The 17,638-nt window shown below is 57.6% G+C and carries 14 protein-coding genes, 1 tRNA gene and 2 pseudogenes; 13 read left to right on the top strand and 4 right to left on the bottom strand.

Going from position 1 to position 17,638, the window contains the following annotated elements; genetic code table 11:
• Window positions 1-1,093 (top strand): COG4223 family protein (locus AC2FFA_RS22055; RefSeq protein ID WP_496853253.1); only part of this gene is annotated, 1,093 nt, incomplete at its 5' end.
• A gap of 10 nt (window positions 1,094-1,103) precedes the next feature.
• A complete protein-coding gene (locus tag AC2FFA_RS22050) occupies window positions 1,104-2,597 on the top strand; it encodes a heme biosynthesis protein HemY (RefSeq protein WP_496721211.1) in 1,494 nt (497 codons plus the stop codon).
• A gap of 49 nt (window positions 2,598-2,646) precedes the next feature.
• On the opposite strand, the gene AC2FFA_RS22045 is transcribed toward AC2FFA_RS22050, so the two are convergent.
• A complete protein-coding gene (locus AC2FFA_RS22045; protein ID WP_496853252.1) occupies window positions 2,647-2,877 on the bottom strand; it encodes a hypothetical protein in 231 nt (76 codons plus the stop codon).
• 10 nt (window positions 2,878-2,887) lie between these two features.
• Window positions 2,888-3,403 carry an IS110 family transposase gene (locus AC2FFA_RS22040; RefSeq protein ID WP_205512002.1) on the bottom strand — a complete coding sequence of 172 codons (516 nt, stop codon included), beginning with the start codon at window positions 3,401-3,403 and terminating at the stop codon, window positions 2,888-2,890.
• Window positions 3,404-3,890: 487 nt separating this feature from the next.
• Here AC2FFA_RS22040 and AC2FFA_RS22035 point away from each other — a divergent pair.
• The 3 genes and pseudogenes from AC2FFA_RS22035 to AC2FFA_RS22025 all read left to right on the top strand — a co-directional run.
• Window positions 3,891-4,001, top strand: a pseudogene (locus AC2FFA_RS22035) (IS5/IS1182 family transposase); the annotation flags it as partial.
• Window positions 4,002-4,010: 9 nt separating this feature from the next.
• Window positions 4,011-4,236: pseudogene (locus AC2FFA_RS22030) on the top strand (transposase); the annotation flags it as partial.
• An 86-nt stretch (window positions 4,237-4,322) separates the two neighbouring features.
• On the top strand, window positions 4,323-5,030 hold the full coding sequence (locus AC2FFA_RS22025; RefSeq protein WP_496853251.1) for a hypothetical protein: 708 nt from the start codon (window positions 4,323-4,325) through the stop codon (window positions 5,028-5,030).
• 103 nt (window positions 5,031-5,133) lie between these two features.
• Here the strand turns inward: AC2FFA_RS22025 and AC2FFA_RS22020 are convergent.
• Window positions 5,134-5,220 (bottom strand) — tRNA-Leu (locus tag AC2FFA_RS22020).
• Window positions 5,221-5,421: 201 nt separating this feature from the next.
• Here AC2FFA_RS22020 and AC2FFA_RS22015 point away from each other — a divergent pair.
• Window positions 5,422-6,405, top strand: a complete 984-nt coding sequence (locus AC2FFA_RS22015) for a complex I NDUFA9 subunit family protein (RefSeq protein ID WP_496853250.1) — start codon at window positions 5,422-5,424, stop codon at window positions 6,403-6,405.
• Here AC2FFA_RS22015 and AC2FFA_RS22010 read toward each other — a convergent pair whose 3' ends face one another.
• Window positions 6,406-7,209, bottom strand: a complete 804-nt coding sequence (locus AC2FFA_RS22010) for an undecaprenyl-diphosphate phosphatase (RefSeq protein ID WP_496677294.1) — start codon at window positions 7,207-7,209, stop codon at window positions 6,406-6,408. It abuts the gene before it with no gap.
• Window positions 7,210-7,439: 230 nt separating this feature from the next.
• Between AC2FFA_RS22010 and AC2FFA_RS22005 the strand changes: the two genes are divergently transcribed.
• The 7 genes from AC2FFA_RS22005 (at window position 7,440) to queG (ending at window position 17,569) form a co-directional block, all read left to right on the top strand.
• Entirely contained in the window at window positions 7,440-8,873 is a 1,434-nt protein-coding gene (locus AC2FFA_RS22005; RefSeq protein WP_496853249.1) for an NAD(P)-dependent oxidoreductase, read from the top strand.
• Window positions 8,874-8,897: 24 nt separating this feature from the next.
• A complete protein-coding gene (locus AC2FFA_RS22000) occupies window positions 8,898-9,335 on the top strand; it encodes a GFA family protein (protein ID WP_496853248.1) in 438 nt (145 codons plus the stop codon).
• Window positions 9,332-13,864: a glutamate synthase large subunit gene (gltB, locus tag AC2FFA_RS21995; RefSeq protein ID WP_496853247.1), complete on the top strand. Its 4,533-nt coding sequence runs from the start codon at window positions 9,332-9,334 to the stop codon at window positions 13,862-13,864. Before AC2FFA_RS22000 ends, gltB begins: the two co-directional genes overlap by 4 nt.
• Before the next feature lie 180 nt (window positions 13,865-14,044).
• Complete coding sequence (locus tag AC2FFA_RS21990) at window positions 14,045-14,959, top strand: Hint domain-containing protein (protein ID WP_299901922.1); 915 nt, start codon at window positions 14,045-14,047, stop codon at window positions 14,957-14,959.
• 39 nt (window positions 14,960-14,998) lie between these two features.
• Window positions 14,999-15,733 (top strand): monofunctional biosynthetic peptidoglycan transglycosylase, encoded by a 735-nt coding sequence (mtgA, locus tag AC2FFA_RS21985; protein ID WP_496853246.1) that lies wholly within the window; start codon window positions 14,999-15,001, stop codon window positions 15,731-15,733.
• Between the two features lie 58 nt (window positions 15,734-15,791).
• Complete coding sequence (gene fzlA / locus AC2FFA_RS21980; protein ID WP_496853256.1) at window positions 15,792-16,457, top strand: FtsZ-binding protein FzlA; 666 nt, start codon at window positions 15,792-15,794, stop codon at window positions 16,455-16,457.
• A 74-nt stretch (window positions 16,458-16,531) separates the two neighbouring features.
• Entirely contained in the window at window positions 16,532-17,569 is a 1,038-nt protein-coding gene (gene queG, locus AC2FFA_RS21975) for a tRNA epoxyqueuosine(34) reductase QueG (protein ID WP_496853245.1), read from the top strand.
• Window positions 17,570-17,638: the final 69 nt, after the last annotated feature.

The raw sequence follows: 17,638 nt of genomic DNA, 5'->3' as shown, positions 1-17,638 counted from the left end.
CGAAGCCGAAGCCGAAGCCGAAGCCGAAGCCGAAGCCGAAGCCGAAGCCGAAGCCGAAGCCGAAGCCGAAGCCGAAGAAATCGCTCCGGTCGAGGAAAAAGTTGTTGAGCGCGTCGTTGAAAAGCGTGGCGGGTTTGTGCCTGCTTTGCTGGGCGGTGCCATTGCAGCCGCTGTCGGGTTTGCGCTGGGCAATGGTGGGCTATTGTCAGGTGGCTCTGACACTTCGGATACCTTGGCGGCGTTGGAGTCCAAACTGGCAGGCCAATCCGACCAGATTGCCAAGCTGTCGCAAGAGCTTGCAAACAGTCCGGATGTTGCCGGTTTGACGGATCAGGTCAAAGCGCTGTCCGACAAACTGACACCCGTGGAAGGTGACCTGAGTGCGATTAAATCTACTGTGGATACGCTGTCAGGCCAGATCGGACCATTGTCAGACCGAATCGCGACGCTGGAGAAGACCCCGATCGAATCCAGCGTGTCGCCCGAATCCATGGCCGCTTTTGAAGCTGAACTGAAGAAGCTTCAGGATTCTCTGGCCTCGCAACGTGCCGAAGTTGAAGAAATGGTTTCGGACGCTCAGGCGCTTAAGGCAAAAGCATCAGCCGACGTGCAAACCGCGGCAAATGCCGCTGGTCTGTCCCGCTTGCATGGCCAGTTGGACGCGGGCCAGCCCTATTCCGATCTTGTTGCGGAACTGAAGGCAGGCGGTGTGGATGTGCCGGATGCTCTGTCCGGGCCAGCTGAGAAAGGTGTGGAAACCCTCTCCTCTCTGCGGGCCAGCTTCGCGCCTGCGGCCCGAACTGCGCTGGCAGAAGCGCGTGATGCCGACAAGGGCACTGGCCTGATTGCCTTCCTGCAACGTCAAACAGGCGCGCGGTCGGTCATGCCCCAGGAAGGGGATGGGCCAGATGCCGTCCTGTCACGTGCACAGGCTGCGCTCGCGGACGGAGACCTGGTCAAAGCCCTGAGTGAATTGAAATCACTTCCCGAAGCGGCACAGGCCGCAATGGCCGATTGGGAACAGGCGGCCCAAACACGGGTCGCGGCCGTCGATGCGGCGAATACACTGGCTTCCAGCCTGAACTCGAACTGAAGGACCTGCCATGCTGTGGTCACTGTTTAAGATCCTTGTTTTTGTTGCGATTATCGGCCTGCTGGCGCTGGGCGGTCACTTCCTGATGCAAACCAGTGGCGGGGTTCAGATCACCGTCGCGGGCACAGAATTCACGCTGGGGCCGCTTCAGTCAGTGATCGCGCTGGGTGTGTTGGTCATTGCAGTCTGGCTGTTTTTCAAGTTGCTCAGCCTGCTGATCGCAACGCTGAAATTCCTGAACGGTGACGAAACTGCCTTGTCCCGGTATTTTGACCGAAATCGCGAGCAAAAGGGATATCAGGCGCTGGCTGATGGCCTGATGGCGCTGGCCTCGGGCGAAGGGCGCGTGGCGATGACCAAAGCCACCAAGGCCGAAAAACTGCTGAACAAGCCTGAGCTGACAGATCTGTTTGTGGCACAGGCCGCCGAGATGACCGGTGACACGAAAAAGGCATCGGATACTTATAAAAAACTGGTGACCAACAACGCGACCCGGTTTGTTGGCGTACGCGGGATCATGAAGCAGAAGCTGGCCGAAGGTGATGATGAAACGGCCCGCAAACTTGCCGAGAAGGCCCTGGCGATCAAACCGCGTCACGAAGAGACGCAGGATGTGTTGCTGAACCTGCAAACCAAGGCGCAGGATTGGGCCGGGGCGCGTTCGACCCTGACCTCCAAGTTGAAGGCCGGGTATTTGCCGCGCGATGTTTTCAAACGGCGCGATGCTGTACTGGCCTTGTCCGAAGCCAAAGGCATTCTGGACGAAGACGCGACCGTCGAACAGCAGGAGCGCGCGATCGAAGCCAATCGTCTGTCGCCCGATCTGGTGCCTGCCGCTGCCATGGCCGCCCGCGCGTATATCGCCAAAGGCAAACCCCGGGCTGCGACCAAGATTCTGAAAAAAGCATGGGAGGTTCAGCCACACCCGGATCTGGCCCATGCCTTTGCCGAAATCGTACCGGATGAAACTCCCGAGCAACGTATCAAGAGGTTCACGGCGCTAACCCGCATTCACCCCGAGAATATGGAAACGCGCCTGATTCTGGCAGAATTGAACATCGTGGCCGAGGATTTCCCCGAAGCCCGCCGTGCGTTGGGTGATTTGGTTGAAAAGCAAGGTGATGCGCGCGCCTACACGTTGATGGCTGCGATCGAACGTGGCGAGGGGGCCTCGGACGCCGTTGTGCAAGGCTGGTTGGCCAGGGCGCTGAATGCGCCGCGTGGTCCGCAATGGGTGTGCACCAACTGCCATGATATCCAACCCGAATGGGGGCCGGTCTGCCAGAACTGCGGAAGCTTCGACACACTCAGTTGGCAAACGCCGCAAACGCCTGAGATCGCAAGCGCGACCGGCGTACACATGTTGCCTTTGATCGTTGGTGCGCTTGAGGATCAATCAGAAGAGCCCGAAGTCGCGGAACCTGTGGATGAGGTCGATGTGGTCGAAGTGGCGGCAGACGCCGTAGAGGTTGCAGAGGAAGACGAGGCTCAAAAGCAGGCCTGAGCCCCGCAACGCCCAACTATCAATTGTCGGCCCTGGCAACTGTTTCTTTTTATGCAGGTTGAGGTGTCCATTTCTGGCGCGTTTTGCAGAGAGCGTTTGCGGCTGTGACAAGCTTTCTTGCAACAGCAGTGATGATGACCTTGCGAGGTTTTCCGGCGGCGCATAGGCGGTTGGCGACTGTCATGAGGACTGGATTGTGATGGCTGGCGACGAGAGCGGCCTGGAACATCACATGCCATAGCAATCGTCGGCCACCGCCAATTGTGCGCCGACCACGCATGGCTCCGCTGTCATTTGCAATTGGCTCTAGGCCTGCGAGCGCGGCGGCTTGCTCGCCGGTGATCTGGCATCTCTGTGATCGGCATGGTGCTGGCAACCGGTCTGATCCCGGGAACGGAACGCGGGATGCCAGCCGTCGTGGCAAGGCTCTCATCTGTGGCGATGATATTTTCGATCCGGGCCTCAAGCTCTGCAATCTGATAATCCAGCAGGTCTTTCAATTTGGCATCCAAGGCTTCGAACATGTCAGCCGATCCCATCTTCCCATGCGCCTTGATCTGCGCCAGAAGCCGCTTTCGCGTCTCGACAAGTTGTCCGCGCTTGGACAGCAAGGCTCTGAGAAGACGTATCTTTGCATGTGGGAGGTTGCGCCTTGCATCTGGTCGGAAATCCATGAACTGCGCAATGTGTTCTGCATCGATCCTGTCCGTTTTCGCCCTCGTGCCTCGACTGGCTGCCAAAGCCTTGATTTGAGCTGGCGGCAATTTCCACGTCGTGACCCCTACTGCGTCAAGGCCGGACCACAGATGCCATTACTGCCCGCTGGCGGCTTCCAAGCAGGTGTGGGCATTTTGTGAGAGCGCCAGGTCGCCCTAGCGCACGTGTCCTTCATGGTATTGGGCATTCGCAGTCTTTGTTTGCTTGGCAGGCAATGAATATCCAGCCCATCGCGGCTGACCTCCATGCCCCCTTTCCTCTAGGCAGATTGCTTCGCAATCACCTGCCGGACAATCGATGATCGCAGCCTGTGTTACCGTATCCATAGTCTCTTCCTTCTGATCCGTGGTCCAACTTGGCCACATGCAACTGTTCGAGATGATGAAGAGAGACGGTGCTGGCTGGCCAGCAAACGTGGTCGAACCCACAAGGCTCAGATGGCATACACCGCCTCGTCAGCAGCCTCGGCCAAAGTCGCTGACGGGGGCCGCATAACAGAGTGGAGATACAGAAGGCTCGGGACCAGTTGATTTCCACTTAGCCTCATGACTCACGGGGTTCGAAATGGCGGTGAATATGTCTGACCTTTTCTGGTTGAGCGACGCGCAGATGGCGCGTTTTGAGCCCTTCTTCCCGAAGCCCCACGTTAAGCCTCGTATTGATGTTAGGCGTGTGCTGAACGGCCTGCCGAAGGTCGATTTGTTCAGAGAAGCATTGAAAGGCACAGGGATACGCGCCTGCATCCCGGGCCGAAAGCAACGCAAGAAAACCGACAAGTACGACAAGCGCCGCAACCGGTTTGAAATCGTGTTTGGCAGGCTCAAGGACTGGCGTCGCGTCGCGTCGCGACATGCAACGACAGGTGTCCGAAGGTTTTCCTTCAGCCATCGCCCTGGCCGCTCTCTTCATTTGCTTGTCATGAGTCATCGGGAAATTTGTGGTTGCTTCCCTCGGAGCTGAAAGAGGGCTCACACTTCTGGCTGGTGAAGCTGATGGAAGGAAGCAACCATGAAATACTATGTCGGACTGGACCTGTCGATGGACAGCATGCGGGTTTGCATCGTCGATGAAAACGGTGGGAAAGTGGCCTCGATGAAGGTCGAGAGCGCGCCTGACCAGATCGCAGGTGCGTTGGATCGAGTCGGCGACATTGAGGGAGCGGTGATCGAATCCGGCCGCATGCCGGCGGCAATCTGCCACGGCTTGCGAGCTTCTGGCGTTCCCGTTGTGTGCATATGGTCGCAGGAAGGGGAGGTCGTAGGACGCATAAACGTGCTGGCCGATTGTGGATTTGTGAAACTGTCTTATCGCAGCCGGGAATACGGCGACGAATGGGAAAGCCACGAATATCAAGTACGCCTTCTTTCGCAGTCATTTCACTTCGGCGGAAATCGCCAGTGGTTCGCGTGTCCAGCGCGCGGGTGTGGTCGGCGCGTCGCCAAACTCTATGGCGGGCGTATTTTTGCGTGTCGTGATTGCCACCAACTTGCCTATCCGTCCCAGCGAGAAGCAGCGTTTCAACGTAGCCAAAGGCGTGCAGACAAAATACGGGAGCGTCTCGGATGGGCAGGCGACCCAGATCTGATGGAGGGCTTGAAACCGAAGGGAATGCACTGGCGCACCCATTATCGCCTTGTGAACGAGCTTAATTATTGGGAAGCGGAAGCGGATTTGGGCTTCACCAGCTATTTCTTGGGAAAAGTGGCCCAATGCTAATCTTTTGGGCGACTACCGCGCGACTAAAGGTGGTCAGCAGGGTGGTTAGAGGCGATACGAAAAACGCTTTATCTTTTATAATCAAATATTTGGAAGAGTAACTTGGTGCCCAGGAGAGGACTCGAACCTCCACGTCCATACGGACACTAGCACCTGAAGCTAGCGCGTCTACCAATTCCGCCACCTGGGCAGGTGTCGTGGAGGGGCGTTTAAGCCTAGTGGCGGGAGGCGTCAACCAGATTCGGTGAGATTTTTTGAAGTTTTTTGAATTCGGCTCCCGGCCGGTGTTTTCGGCCCATGGCTTTCACGGCCGTCGCGGCGAATTAGCGCCTTGTTTGACTGGCCTGCGGGCGTTAGTTCTAGGGCGCAATTTCTCAGCAGGAGCCCTCTCATGTCAAAACTGGTGACGATTTATGGCGGATCGGGATTTGTCGGTCGCTACATCGCGCGGCGCATGGCGAGTGAGGGTTGGCGTGTCCGGGTGGCGGTGCGACGTCCGAACGAGGCCATGTTCGTGAAACCCTACGGTGCCGTGGGTCAGGTCGAGCCGGTGCTGTGCAATATCCGGGATGATGCCTCGGTGGAGCTGGCGATGCAGAGCGCCGATGCGGTTGTGAACTGCGTGGGCGTACTGAACGAACGTGGCAAGAACGGTTTTGATACCGTACAGGCCGAAGGAGCTGAACGCATCGCGCGTTTGGCAGCCGAGCAGGGCATCAAGCGGATGGTTCATATCTCGGCCATCGGTGCAGATGCGAATTCAGCCAGCGCGTATTCTCGGACCAAAGCACATGGTGAAGCGGGCGTTTTGAAGCATATGCCAGACGCTGTGATCCTGCGCCCTTCGGTGATTTTTGGCACGGAAGACCAGTTCTTCAACCGCTTCGCCGGGATGACCCGCATGGGACCGTTCCTGCCTCTGGTCGGGGCCGAAACCAAGTTCCAGCCGGTTTTTGTAGACGATGTGGCGCAGGCTGCCGTCAAAGGTGTTCTGGGACAGGCAGAGCCGGGTATTTACGAACTTGGCGGCCCGGAGGTGAAAACCTTCCGCGTCCTGATGCAGCAAATGCTTGAAGTGATTCACCGTCGCCGCGTCATAATTGGTCTGCCGTTCTTTGCTGCCCGGATTATGGCGAATGTGCTGGATATGGTTAAGTTTGTCAGTTTCCAGCTGTTCCCCAACAACATCTTGACCCGCGATCAGCTCAAGAACCTGCGCCATGACAATGTGGTATCCGACGGTGCCAAGTCATTTGCAGATATTGGGATTGAACCGACCACGCTGGAATCGGTTCTGCCGGAATATCTGTGGAAATTTCGCCCCTCGGGTCAGTATGACGACATTCAGAACTCGGCTAAAAACCTGCGTATCTGATCAGCTGTAGGCCATGATCAAAAGTATTACGCCAAGAATGACGCGGTAGATAACGTAGGGTGTGAAGCTGACACTGCGCAAAAGCCGCATCATCAGGCTGAGTGCCAGAAGGGCCGAAAGAAATGCAAACAGCGCCGCAATTGCCCCATCCCGGGCCAGTTGCATATCGGCCTCGCGCACAACATCCAATGCCAGCAGAGTGCCTGACGCCAGAATCGTCGGGATCGACATCAGCATGGCAATCCGCGCACCGTCTTCACGGGTGTATCCCAATTGACGCGCACCTGTGATGGTAATCCCGGATCGCGACGTGCCGGGGATCAGCGCAAGAACCTGCCACAGGCCCATGATGAACGCGTCACGTATTCCCCATTCGGCGGTTTCTTTGGTTTCGGGGGCTTTCTGGTCCACCCAATACAGCAACAGACCGAAACCCAGCATTGTCCATCCGATTACTGTGATCGAGCGCATGGCCGCGCTCATCCCTGTCACGTGCAGAATGAGGCCCGCGATCACGGTGGGAACAGTTGCAATGATCAGGCCCAGAGCAAGGCGGGACTGAGGTGTATCAGTCCGTCCGGTCAGGGCGCGCGGAAATCCGGCAACGGCCTGCTTCACATCTGACCAGAAATACAGCACCACGGCACCCAGGGTTCCCACATGCACTGCGATATCAATGGTCTGGCCCTGATCCTTCAACCCTGACAGGCTGGGCAAAAGGATCAGGTGACCGGATGAGGATATGGGCAAAAACTCAGTGATTCCCTGAATGATTGCTACGAGAATCAAGTGGAAAAGACTCATCTGCCCTGCCGTGTAGCTGCCACGTGTTTTATGCGGTTTATGGGTATAAGGGCGGTACAGAAAAAGAAAGCACGCATATAGGTCCGATTCGGATCTAAATTTTCTGATTATCTTTTGCTTTTTTAAGAGGCGGACGGTACTTTCTTAAAATAGGTCAGCATATATGACTTTTCATCCAGATGCTCTTCCCTTAAAGAAGCGGGACCAAGCCAATTCATGGAGTCTGACCCGTGGCCAAGCAACCGATGCTGAAATTTGTACAGATCGACCGCGTCATGCCGGAAAAGCGTGGTGCCAATGACCGCAAGGACGACTTTGACGAGATCTATACCGAGTTCGCCGCTGAAAAAGCGGCCGAGCAGGCGAGTCGGTGCAGCCAATGCGGTGTTCCGTACTGCCAGTCGCATTGTCCGTTGCACAACAATATCCCCGACTGGTTGCGCCTGACTGCGACCGGACGTCTGGAAGAAGCCTACCATACAAGTCAGGCCACCAATACCTTCCCCGAGATCTGCGGCCGCATCTGCCCGCAGGATCGTCTTTGTGAGGGCAACTGCGTGATTGAACAGTCGGGCCATGGAACAGTTACGATTGGTACGATCGAGAAATACATCACGGATACCGCGTGGGAAAAAGGCTGGGTCAAACCGGTCGCTCCATCGACTGAACGCACTGAAAGCGTGGGTATCATTGGTGGAGGCCCCGGAGGGTTGGCCGCCGCGGACATGCTGCGCCAGGCGGGAATCCAAGTCACGGTATACGATCGTTATGACCGTGCCGGTGGTCTGCTGATGTATGGCATTCCGGGTTTCAAACTGGAAAAAGATGTTGTTCAGCGCCGCAATGACCTGCTTGCTGATGGTGGGGTTGAGTTTGTTCTGAAATGCAACGTGGACGTGACAAAGTTCCAAGAAATCCGGGCCAAGCATGATGCCGTTATCATTGCGACTGGCGTCTACAAGTCGCGAGACTTGGCCATGCCGGGCAGCGGACTGGCCGGGATTGAGAAGGCAATCGACTTCCTGACGGCCTCGAACCGAAAAAGCTTTGGCGACGAGGTTGAAGATTTTGACAACGGTCGCTTGAATGCGGACGGCAAGAAGGTTGTCGTGATTGGCGGTGGTGACACCGCGATGGATTGTGTTCGCACTTCGATCCGTCAGGGCGCGACTTCTGTCAAATGCCTGTATCGCCGGAACCGGGCCAATATGCCGGGTTCACAGCGTGAAACGCAGAACGCTGAAGAAGAAGGCGTGATCTTCGAATGGCTCAGCGCGCCCAAAGGGTTCACGGGTGAAGACACTGTTTCGGGTGTGATCGTGCAAAAGATGCGCCTGGGACAGCCAGACGCGTCAGGTCGTCAGGCCCCCGAAGTCATCGAAGGCGCGGACTATGTCGAAGACGCTGATCTTGTAATCAAGGCGCTCGGCTTCGAGCCTGAAGACCTGCCCACGCTGTTCGGACAAACCGACCTGCCGGTCACCCGCTGGGGGACGATCAGGGCTGCGTTCCAAACCGGTGAGACCGAGATGGATGGAGTCTATGCAATCGGTGACATCGTGCGTGGTGCCTCGCTGGTGGTCTGGGCGATCCGGGACGGCCGTGACTGCGCTGATGCGATCATCGACCGCTTCAATGCAAAATCTGCCGTTGCAGCCGAATAATCCCAGCGATCAGGAGGGTTTGAAATGCCTGAATTGCAAGGCCAATGCATGTGTGGCGCGGTTACGGTGACGGCAACTCCGGCGCGGGATGCGCTTGGGGCGTGCCATTGCGACCAGTGCCGCCGCTGGACCAGTTCCGTGCTGGTGACGTTTCAGGCCGAAGAAGGCTACGCCGCGCTTGGACCCGTCAAAACCTTTACCTCGTCCGACTGGGCCGAACGCGCCTTTTGCGCCGATTGTGGTTCGGCGCTTTGGTATCGGATCACTCTTCCGGGCGAGATGCACGGCCAGACGCAAATAGCGGCAGGTCTGTTTGATAACGCCGCAGGCAACCCGCTGAAACTTGAACTATACATCGACAAAAAGCCCGAGGGCTACGCGTTCGCAGGCGAACGCCGGCAAATGACCAAAGCCGAGGTCGAAGCTATGTACGCCCCCTCTGACGAAGGAGACAGCCAATGACCAAATATGATGCCGATTGGGTGCGGGCCGAAGAAGCCAAGCGCAAATGGATGGCCGAAAATGGTCTCTATTCCGACGAAGAAGAGCATTCTTCCTGTGGCGTGGGTCTTGTTGTGTCCGTGGATGGGAAAGCATCGCGCAAGGTTGTGGACGCCGGTATCGACGCGCTAAAGGCGATCTGGCATCGCGGCGCAGTGGATGCCGACGGTAAAACCGGTGATGGCGCAGGTATTCACGTTCAGATCCCGGTGTCTTTCTTCTATGATCAGATTCGCCGCACAGGCCACGAGCCCAGGTTGGATGAGCTGATCGCGGTTGGTCAGGTTTTCCTGCCGCGCACCGACTTTGGCGCACAGGAACGGTGCCGGACCATCGTGGAAACCGAAGTTCTGCGCATGGGCTATTACATCTACGGCTGGCGTCATGTGCCGGTCGATGTCACCTGTCTGGGTGAAAAAGCCAACGCCACCCGGCCCGAAATCGAGCAGATCCTGATCTCGAACTCCAAAGGTGTGGATGAAGAAACCTTCGAGCGCGAACTCTATGTCATTCGTCGTCGCATTGAAAAGGCCGCCTCGGCCGCCGGTATTTCCGGGCTGTATCTGGCGTCGTTGTCCTGCCGTTCGATCATCTACAAGGGCATGATGCTGGCCGAGCAGGTTGCCGTCTTTTATCCGGATCTGATGGACGAACGCTTTGAATCCGCCTTCGCCATCTATCACCAGCGCTACTCCACCAACACCTTCCCGCAATGGTGGTTGGCCCAGCCTTTCCGCATGTTGGCTCATAATGGTGAGATCAACACGCTCAGGGGCAACATCAACTGGATGAAGAGTCATGAAATCCGCATGGCCAGTGGAACCTTTGGCGACTATGCCGAGGATATCAAGCCAATCATCGCCGGAGGATCGTCGGATTCGGCTGCATTAGACTCGGTTTTTGAGGTTCTGGTGCGCGCGGGCCGCTCGGCCCCGATGGCGAAAACCATGCTGGTTCCGGAAAGCTGGTCCAAGCAGGCGGTTGAGTTGCCGCAGGCGTGGCGCGATATGTATTCCTATTGCAACTCGGTGATGGAGCCCTGGGATGGCCCGGCGGCGCTGGCCATGACCGATGGCCGCTGGGTCTGTGCCGGTCTGGACCGGAACGGTCTGCGTCCGATGCGTTACGTTGTGACTGGCGATGGTCTGGTCATTGCGGGTTCGGAAGCAGGCATGGTGCCGATTGACGAGGCCACAGTGACCGAAAAAGGCGCGCTTGGCCCCGGTCAGATGCTGGCTGTCGACATGAAAAAGGGCAAGCTCTACCGTGACACCCAGATCAAGAACAAGCTGGCTCGCGCACTGCCCTTTGGCGAGTGGGTCGGCAAGATCAACGATCTGGACGAAGCGTTGGCAGGTGTGACCGAAAAGCCGATATTCTCGGGCGAAGAACTGCGCAAGCGTCAGATCGCGGCAGGCTATTCGGTCGAGGAACTGGAGCAGATTCTCGCGCCCATGGCTGAAGATGGCAAAGAGGCGCTGGCATCCATGGGTGATGACACGCCATCGGCGGTTTTGTCCAAGCAATACCGCCCGCTCAGCCATTTCTTCCGGCAAAACTTCAGCCAGGTCACGAACCCGCCGATCGACAGCCTGCGTGAATACCGTGTGATGTCGCTGAAAACGCGGTTTGCCAACCTCAAGAACGTTCTGGATGAAGACAGCAGCCAAACTGAGATCGTAGTTTTGGAAAGCCCCTTTGTCGGCAACGCGCAATGGGACAAGTTGGTCGAGAACTTTGATGCTCCTCTGGCTGAGATTGATTGTAGTTTTGAACCCGGTCGAGGCGCTTTGAGCAACGCTTTGGCCCGTGTTAGAGCCGAAGCGGAAGAAGCAGTGCGGTCTGGTGGAGGGCATCTTGTGTTGACCGACATGCGCTCGGGCGAAGGTCGGGTCGCGATGCCGATGATCCTGGCAACAAGCGCCGTGCACTCGCATCTGACCCGTCAGGGATTGCGTACTTTCTGTTCATTGAACGTGCGGTCGGCGGAATGTGTGGATCCGCATTACTTCGCCGTACTCATCGGTTGCGGTGCGACTGTTGTGAACGCTTATCTGGCAGAGGATTCACTGGCAGATCGCATTGACCGCGGGCTGCTGGATGGCACGCTGACAGAAAACGTTGCGCGCTTTCGCGAGGCCATCGACCAGGGCCTGCTGAAAATCATGGCCAAGATGGGAATTTCGGTGATCTCGTCTTATCGCGGTGGCCTGAACTTCGAGGCGGTGGGCCTGAGCCGCGCCATGGTGGCCGAGTATTTCCCGGGCATGACCAGCCGGATTTCCGGAATTGGCGTCACCGGCATTCAGGCCAAGGCCGAAGAAATCCATACCAAAGGCTGGAACAGTGGTTTGGACGTGCTGCCCATCGGTGGGTTTTACAAGGCCCGCGCGACGGGCGAGACCCACGCCTGGCAAGCGACCTCGATGCACATGCTGCAGATGGCCTGCAACAAGGCGTCCTATGAGCTGTGGAAGCAGTATTCGGCCAAGATGCAATCAAACCCGCCGATCCATCTGCGCGACCTGATGGACTTCAAACCGTTGGGCAAGCCGGTACCGATTGAAGAAGTCGAATCGATCACCTCGATCCGCAAGCGGTTCGTCACGCCGGGCATGTCGCTGGGCGCGCTGTCGCCCGAGGCACACAAGACGCTGAACGTGGCGATGAACCGGATCGGCGCAAAATCTGACTCGGGTGAAGGTGGGGAAGATCCCGCACATTTCGTGCCCGAACCCAATGGCGACAACCCATCGGCCAAGATCAAGCAGGTGGCCTCGGGTCGGTTCGGCGTGACCGCCGAGTACCTCAACCAATGCGAAGAGCTGGAAATCAAAGTGGCTCAGGGCGCCAAACCCGGCGAGGGCGGCCAGCTGCCCGGCATGAAAGTCACCGACCTGATCGCGCGTCTGCGGCATTCGACCAAGGGCGTGACGCTGATTTCGCCGCCGCCGCATCACGACATTTACTCGATCGAGGATCTGGCGCAGCTGATCTATGACCTCAAGCAGATCAACCCGCGCGCCAAGGTGACGGTGAAGCTGGTGGCGTCGTCAGGCGTCGGCACGATCGCCGCCGGCGTGGCCAAGGCCAAGGCCGACATCATCCTGATCTCGGGCCACAATGGCGGCACCGGGGCATCGCCCGCGACCAGCATCAAATATGCCGGTCTGCCGTGGGAGATGGGCCTGACCGAGGCGCATCAGGTTCTGGCGATGAACAACCTGCGCGACCGGGTGACCCTGCGGACCGATGGCGGTTTGCGTACCGGTCGAGACATCGTCATGGCCGCGATGATGGGGGCCGAGGAATACGGTATCGGCACCGCCGCCCTGATCGCCATGGGCTGCATCATGGTGCGCCAGTGTCAGTCGAACACCTGCCCGGTTGGGGTCTGCACGCAAGACGAATCCTTGCGCGCGAAGTTCACCGGCAATGCGGACAAGGTCGTCAACCTGATCACCTTCTACGCTCAGGAAGTGCGTGAGCTGCTGGCCAGCCTTGGCGCGCGTTCCGTGGATGAAATCATCGGTCGGGCCGATCTGCTGGCGCAGGTCAGCAGGGGTTCGGCACATTTGGACGATCTGGACCTCAACCCTCTGCTGATCACGGTCGATGGTGCCCATAATATCGTGTACAATCGTGACAGGGACCGGAATTCCGTGCCTGATACGCTGGACGCCGAGATTGTGCGCGATGCGGCCCGATTCCTGAAGGACGGCGAGAAAATGCAGCTGTCCTATGCGGTGCAGAACACGCACCGGACCGTTGGGACCCGCGTTTCCAGCCACATTGTGCAGAATTTTGGCATGCGGAACACGTTCCAGGATGACCACCTGCACGTGAAACTGCAGGGCTCGGCCGGTCAGTCTCTGGGTGCCTTTGCGGCTCCGGGCCTGAAGCTGGAAGTGTCGGGAGATGCCAACGATTATGTTGGCAAGGGTCTGTCTGGCGGTACGATCGTCGTGCGCCCGCCGCAGGTCAGTCCGCTGAAGGCGGATGCAAACACGATCATCGGCAACACGGTGCTGTACGGCGCAACTGATGGCCATCTGTTCGCAGCTGGCCGCGCGGGCGAGCGGTTTGCTGTGCGCAACTCGGGCGCCAAAGTCGTGGTCGAAGGGTGCGGATCGAACGGGTGTGAGTACATGACCGGCGGTGTGGCCGTGATCCTGGGTGATATCGGTGCCAACTTCGGTGCCGGCATGACCGGTGGCATGGCTTATCTTTATGATCCCGAATGCAAAGCCGAAGCGTTGATGAACAAGGAAACGCTTGTGACCTGTCCGGTTGCCGTCGACCATTGGGTGGAGCAATTGAAATCCATGATCATGCGCCACGCCGAGGAGACCAACAGCCGAAAGGCCGCAGATATCCTACAGCATTGGGACGTGGAAAAAGGTAACTTCCTGCAGGTTTGCCCCAAAGAGATGCTGAACAAGCTGAGCCACCCGCTGAGCGAAGAAGCTGCGGCAGTTCCGGCGGAGTAAGCCGGAATCCCATCACTAACAGGCCTCGCGTGCCATTTGCACCACGCGGGGCCTTGGTTGTCTGCGCGGTTTCGACAGGATTCTTGCCCGCTCTCCCGAATTTCGCCATGCTTTTTTCACCTTGTAGTGATAGCCATGACCTGTTTCGGTTTCAAATGGTGACAGAGTAGGGGCGACAGGATGCCAACGACATATCGCGATCAGTTTTTCACCTTTGATCCCGCAAGCCCGCCACCAGGAGGAACAGCTGTCACTGTCAGCAGTTTCAACCTGACAGATGCGAATGATGACAATCTTATTGACGTGCCCAGTGGCGATACGGTCAATGGACAAGACGTAACAAATTCCTGGCCGGGGGATACTGTTACGATCAACGTGTCAGGCGTTGGGAACGTGACCTATACAGGAATCACTTTTTACCTGGCCGATGGATCGCGGGTTTTCACCCCTACAGACAATCAGGTGCTTCAGCCTGGAACGCTGGTTTCGACCACTTTTGTCAACACGCAAGGTCCTCTGAATGTCGGAAATCTGGGTCCACCTTGTTTTACGGCCGGGACCATGATCGCCACGCCGGAAGGTAAGCGGGCAGTTGAGGATTTGAAGGCTGGTGATCTGGTCCTTACGGTGGATCACGGACCTCAACCATTGATCTGGGTCGGGTCTACAACCGTCGCAGCCGAAGGCAAACTGGCCCCAATCCGGTTCGAAGCCGGTGTTTTCGGTCTGGATCGCCCCTTGCTGGTTTCACCGCAGCATCGGATGCTGGTCGAAGACTGGCAGGCGTCTTATTTGTTCGGTCTTTCCGAAGCGCTGGTTCCGGCACATACACTGGTCAACGATGACACGGTGACACGCGTTGAAGGCGGTGAGGTCGAATACTTCCACCTCTTGTTCAAGCAGCATGAGATCGTCATCGCCAACGGAGCGAAGAGCGAAAGCTATTATCCCGGGCACGCGCTGTCAGCCTCGGATCGCGAGACTCAAAGCGAGGTGCTGCACTTGTTTCCCGAGTTGGCAGGTCTTGATCCGATGTCGCTGAAAACCGCTCGCCCGATCATTCATCCGCGTGAGGCGCGTGCTTTCGCGATTTAGGCCGTTTCAAACCGGAACCCTGCGTCGTATAGCTGAGGCATGGCTAAGAAAGCAGCCCGCAAATCTGGCGGGAAAAAAAGTAAGGCATCCAGAACGAAAGTACCGGTGGCGCGGCAGGTTCGCCGCTGGGTAGTGCGCGTGGCCATGGCAGTTGTGTGTCTCGTGGTTGCTCTGGTCCTGATTTATTCGGTCGTGAACCCGCCCGTGACGCATACCATCTGGTCGGCATGGCGCCGGCTGGGAAAGGTTGAACGCGAATGGGTGCCGATCGAGGACATGGCTCCGATCATGGCAAGATCAGTTGTGGCGGCTGAGGACGCAAATTTCTGTCTGCATTGGGGCTTTGACGTTGAAGCCATTCGCGATGCACTTGAGGATGGCGGAAGTCGCGGTGCGTCGACCATCACGCAACAGGTTGTGAAGAATGTGTTCCTCTGGCAGGGCCGCAGTTGGGTGCGCAAGGCTTTGGAAACCTCGATCACGCCGGTGGTTGAAATATTCTGGAGCAAGCAGCGTATTCTTGAAGTGTATCTGAATGTGGCCGAAACCGGGAACGGCGTGTTTGGGGTCGAAGCTGCTGCGCAACGCTATTTCAACACCAGCGCGTCAAAGCTGACCTCGGTTCAGGCGGCACGGATTGCTGCAATCCTGCCGTCACCACGCAACAGGTCTGTCACGGATCCAACTGCCAGAACCCGCAGAAGAGCGGCTTCAATTCTCGATGGGGCGGCCACCATCCGCGCAGATGGTCGCGCAGATTGTTTCGAGGATTGAAACCCGCTATCTGCCAAGGGTAAATCTGTCGGGTATTCACTGGTTCGATTGGAAGTCCATGGCGCGTCTGTTTCACGTTCCCCTCTCTCCGTATTGTCGCAAGGTCCGTCTGTCGCTGGCGGAGAAGAAGATCGAGGTTGAGCTGGTAGAAGAGCGATACTGGGAGCAGGATCCTGATTTCCTGCGCCGCAATCCGGCGGGAAAAGTACCCGTGTTGCGTCTGGACGGGCACATCATGTCGGAAAGCGCGGCGATCTGCGAATACATCGAAGAAACCCGCCCTGAGCCAGCTTTGATGCCGAAAAACCCCGAAGCCAGATTTGAAGTGCGGCGCCTTGTCGGGTGGTTCGACGACAAGTTTCACCACGAGGTGACATCGAAACTGTTGTATGAGCGGGTGAACAAAAAGGTGACGGGACAGGGGTATCCGGACAGCAAGCATATCAAACAGGGCGCCAGGGCGATCAAATACCATCTGGATTACATGGCATGGCTGCTGGATCATCGCCGCTGGCTTGCGGGGGATCAGATGACACTGGCTGATTTCGCGGCCGCGGCGCATCTGTCTTCGCTGGACTACATCTCGGACGTGGACTGGCATCGCAGCCAGGTGGTCAAGGACTGGTACGCAAAGATCAAGTCTCGTCCTGCGTTTCGGTCAATTCTGGCGGATCAGGTGCCTGGTTTCCGACCGCCGCCCCATTACGCTGATCTGGATTTCTGATAGGGTACGCAAGGGGGGCTGTCTGCCCCCATCGCGCTGTGGGCGCGATTCCCCCCGAGGATTTTTTTGGCCAGATGAAGAGCGGATCGGATCTTAAGGAAAAGCTGGTGCAACAAGCCTTGGCAGAGGGGTTTGTTGCCTGTCGTGTGTGCCGGCCATGGGATGTTCCACTGGTGCCGAAACGCTTGCGGGCATATTTGGATGCCGGTTACCACGGGCAAATGGGATGGATGGCCGCGCGCACACAATGGCGTGGCGATCCTGCCGCCCTTTGGCCCGAGGCGCAGTCAGTCGTCATGTTGGCCGAAAGCTATACGCCGGAACATGACCCGACAGAGATCCTGAATCACCCGGATCGCGGTGCAATTTCGGTCTATGCGCAGAACAAGGACTATCATGATCTGGTCAAGAAGCGGCTGAAACGGTTGGCGCGATGGCTGATTGCCGAAGCCGGGGGGGAAGTAAAAGTGTTTGTCGATACCGCACCGGTTCCCGAGAAAGCTTTGGGGCACGCAGCCGGATTGGGGTGGCAGGGCAAACATACCAATCTTGTAAGCCGCGAATGGGGGAATTGGGCTTTTATAGGGTCTGTTTTCTCCACACTGGACCTGCCGGCGGATAAATCAGAGTTAGACCACTGCGGGTCGTGCCGCGCCTGTCTGGACAGTTGCCCGACCGATGCGTTTCCGGCGCCGTATCAGTTGGATGCACGGCGGTGCATTTCATACCTGACAATTGAACACAAAGGTCCGGTGGACCAAGAGTTGCGCAATAAGTTGGGCAATCGGATTTACGGCTGCGACGATTGCTTGGCCGCCTGTCCCTGGAACAAATTTGCCGTCGCCGCGAGCGATATGCGCTATGCCGCCCGGGACGATCTGAAAGCGCCCGGCTTGCAAGAACTGGCGGCGCTTGACGACGCAGCCTTCCGTGCGCAGTTTTCTGGCTCACCGATCAAGCGCATCGGGCGGGACCGGTTCGTGCGCAACGTTCTGTATGCCATTGGAAACTCGGGACAGCCGAAATTGAAAACAGTGGCCCAGAATCTGGTCGAAGACCCCGACGAGACGGTGGCCGACGCGGCGCGCTGGGCGGTGGAACAACTGTCATAATTGCCGCAAACAGGCTGGACGTGTCGTGCATAACCGCTACACCCATCCCCAGCGAACAGTGAGGAGAAC

It is taken from the genome of Ruegeria sp. YTSB088 (assembly GCF_059609825.1).
This window is presented reverse-complemented; position numbering and strand designations above follow the sequence as displayed.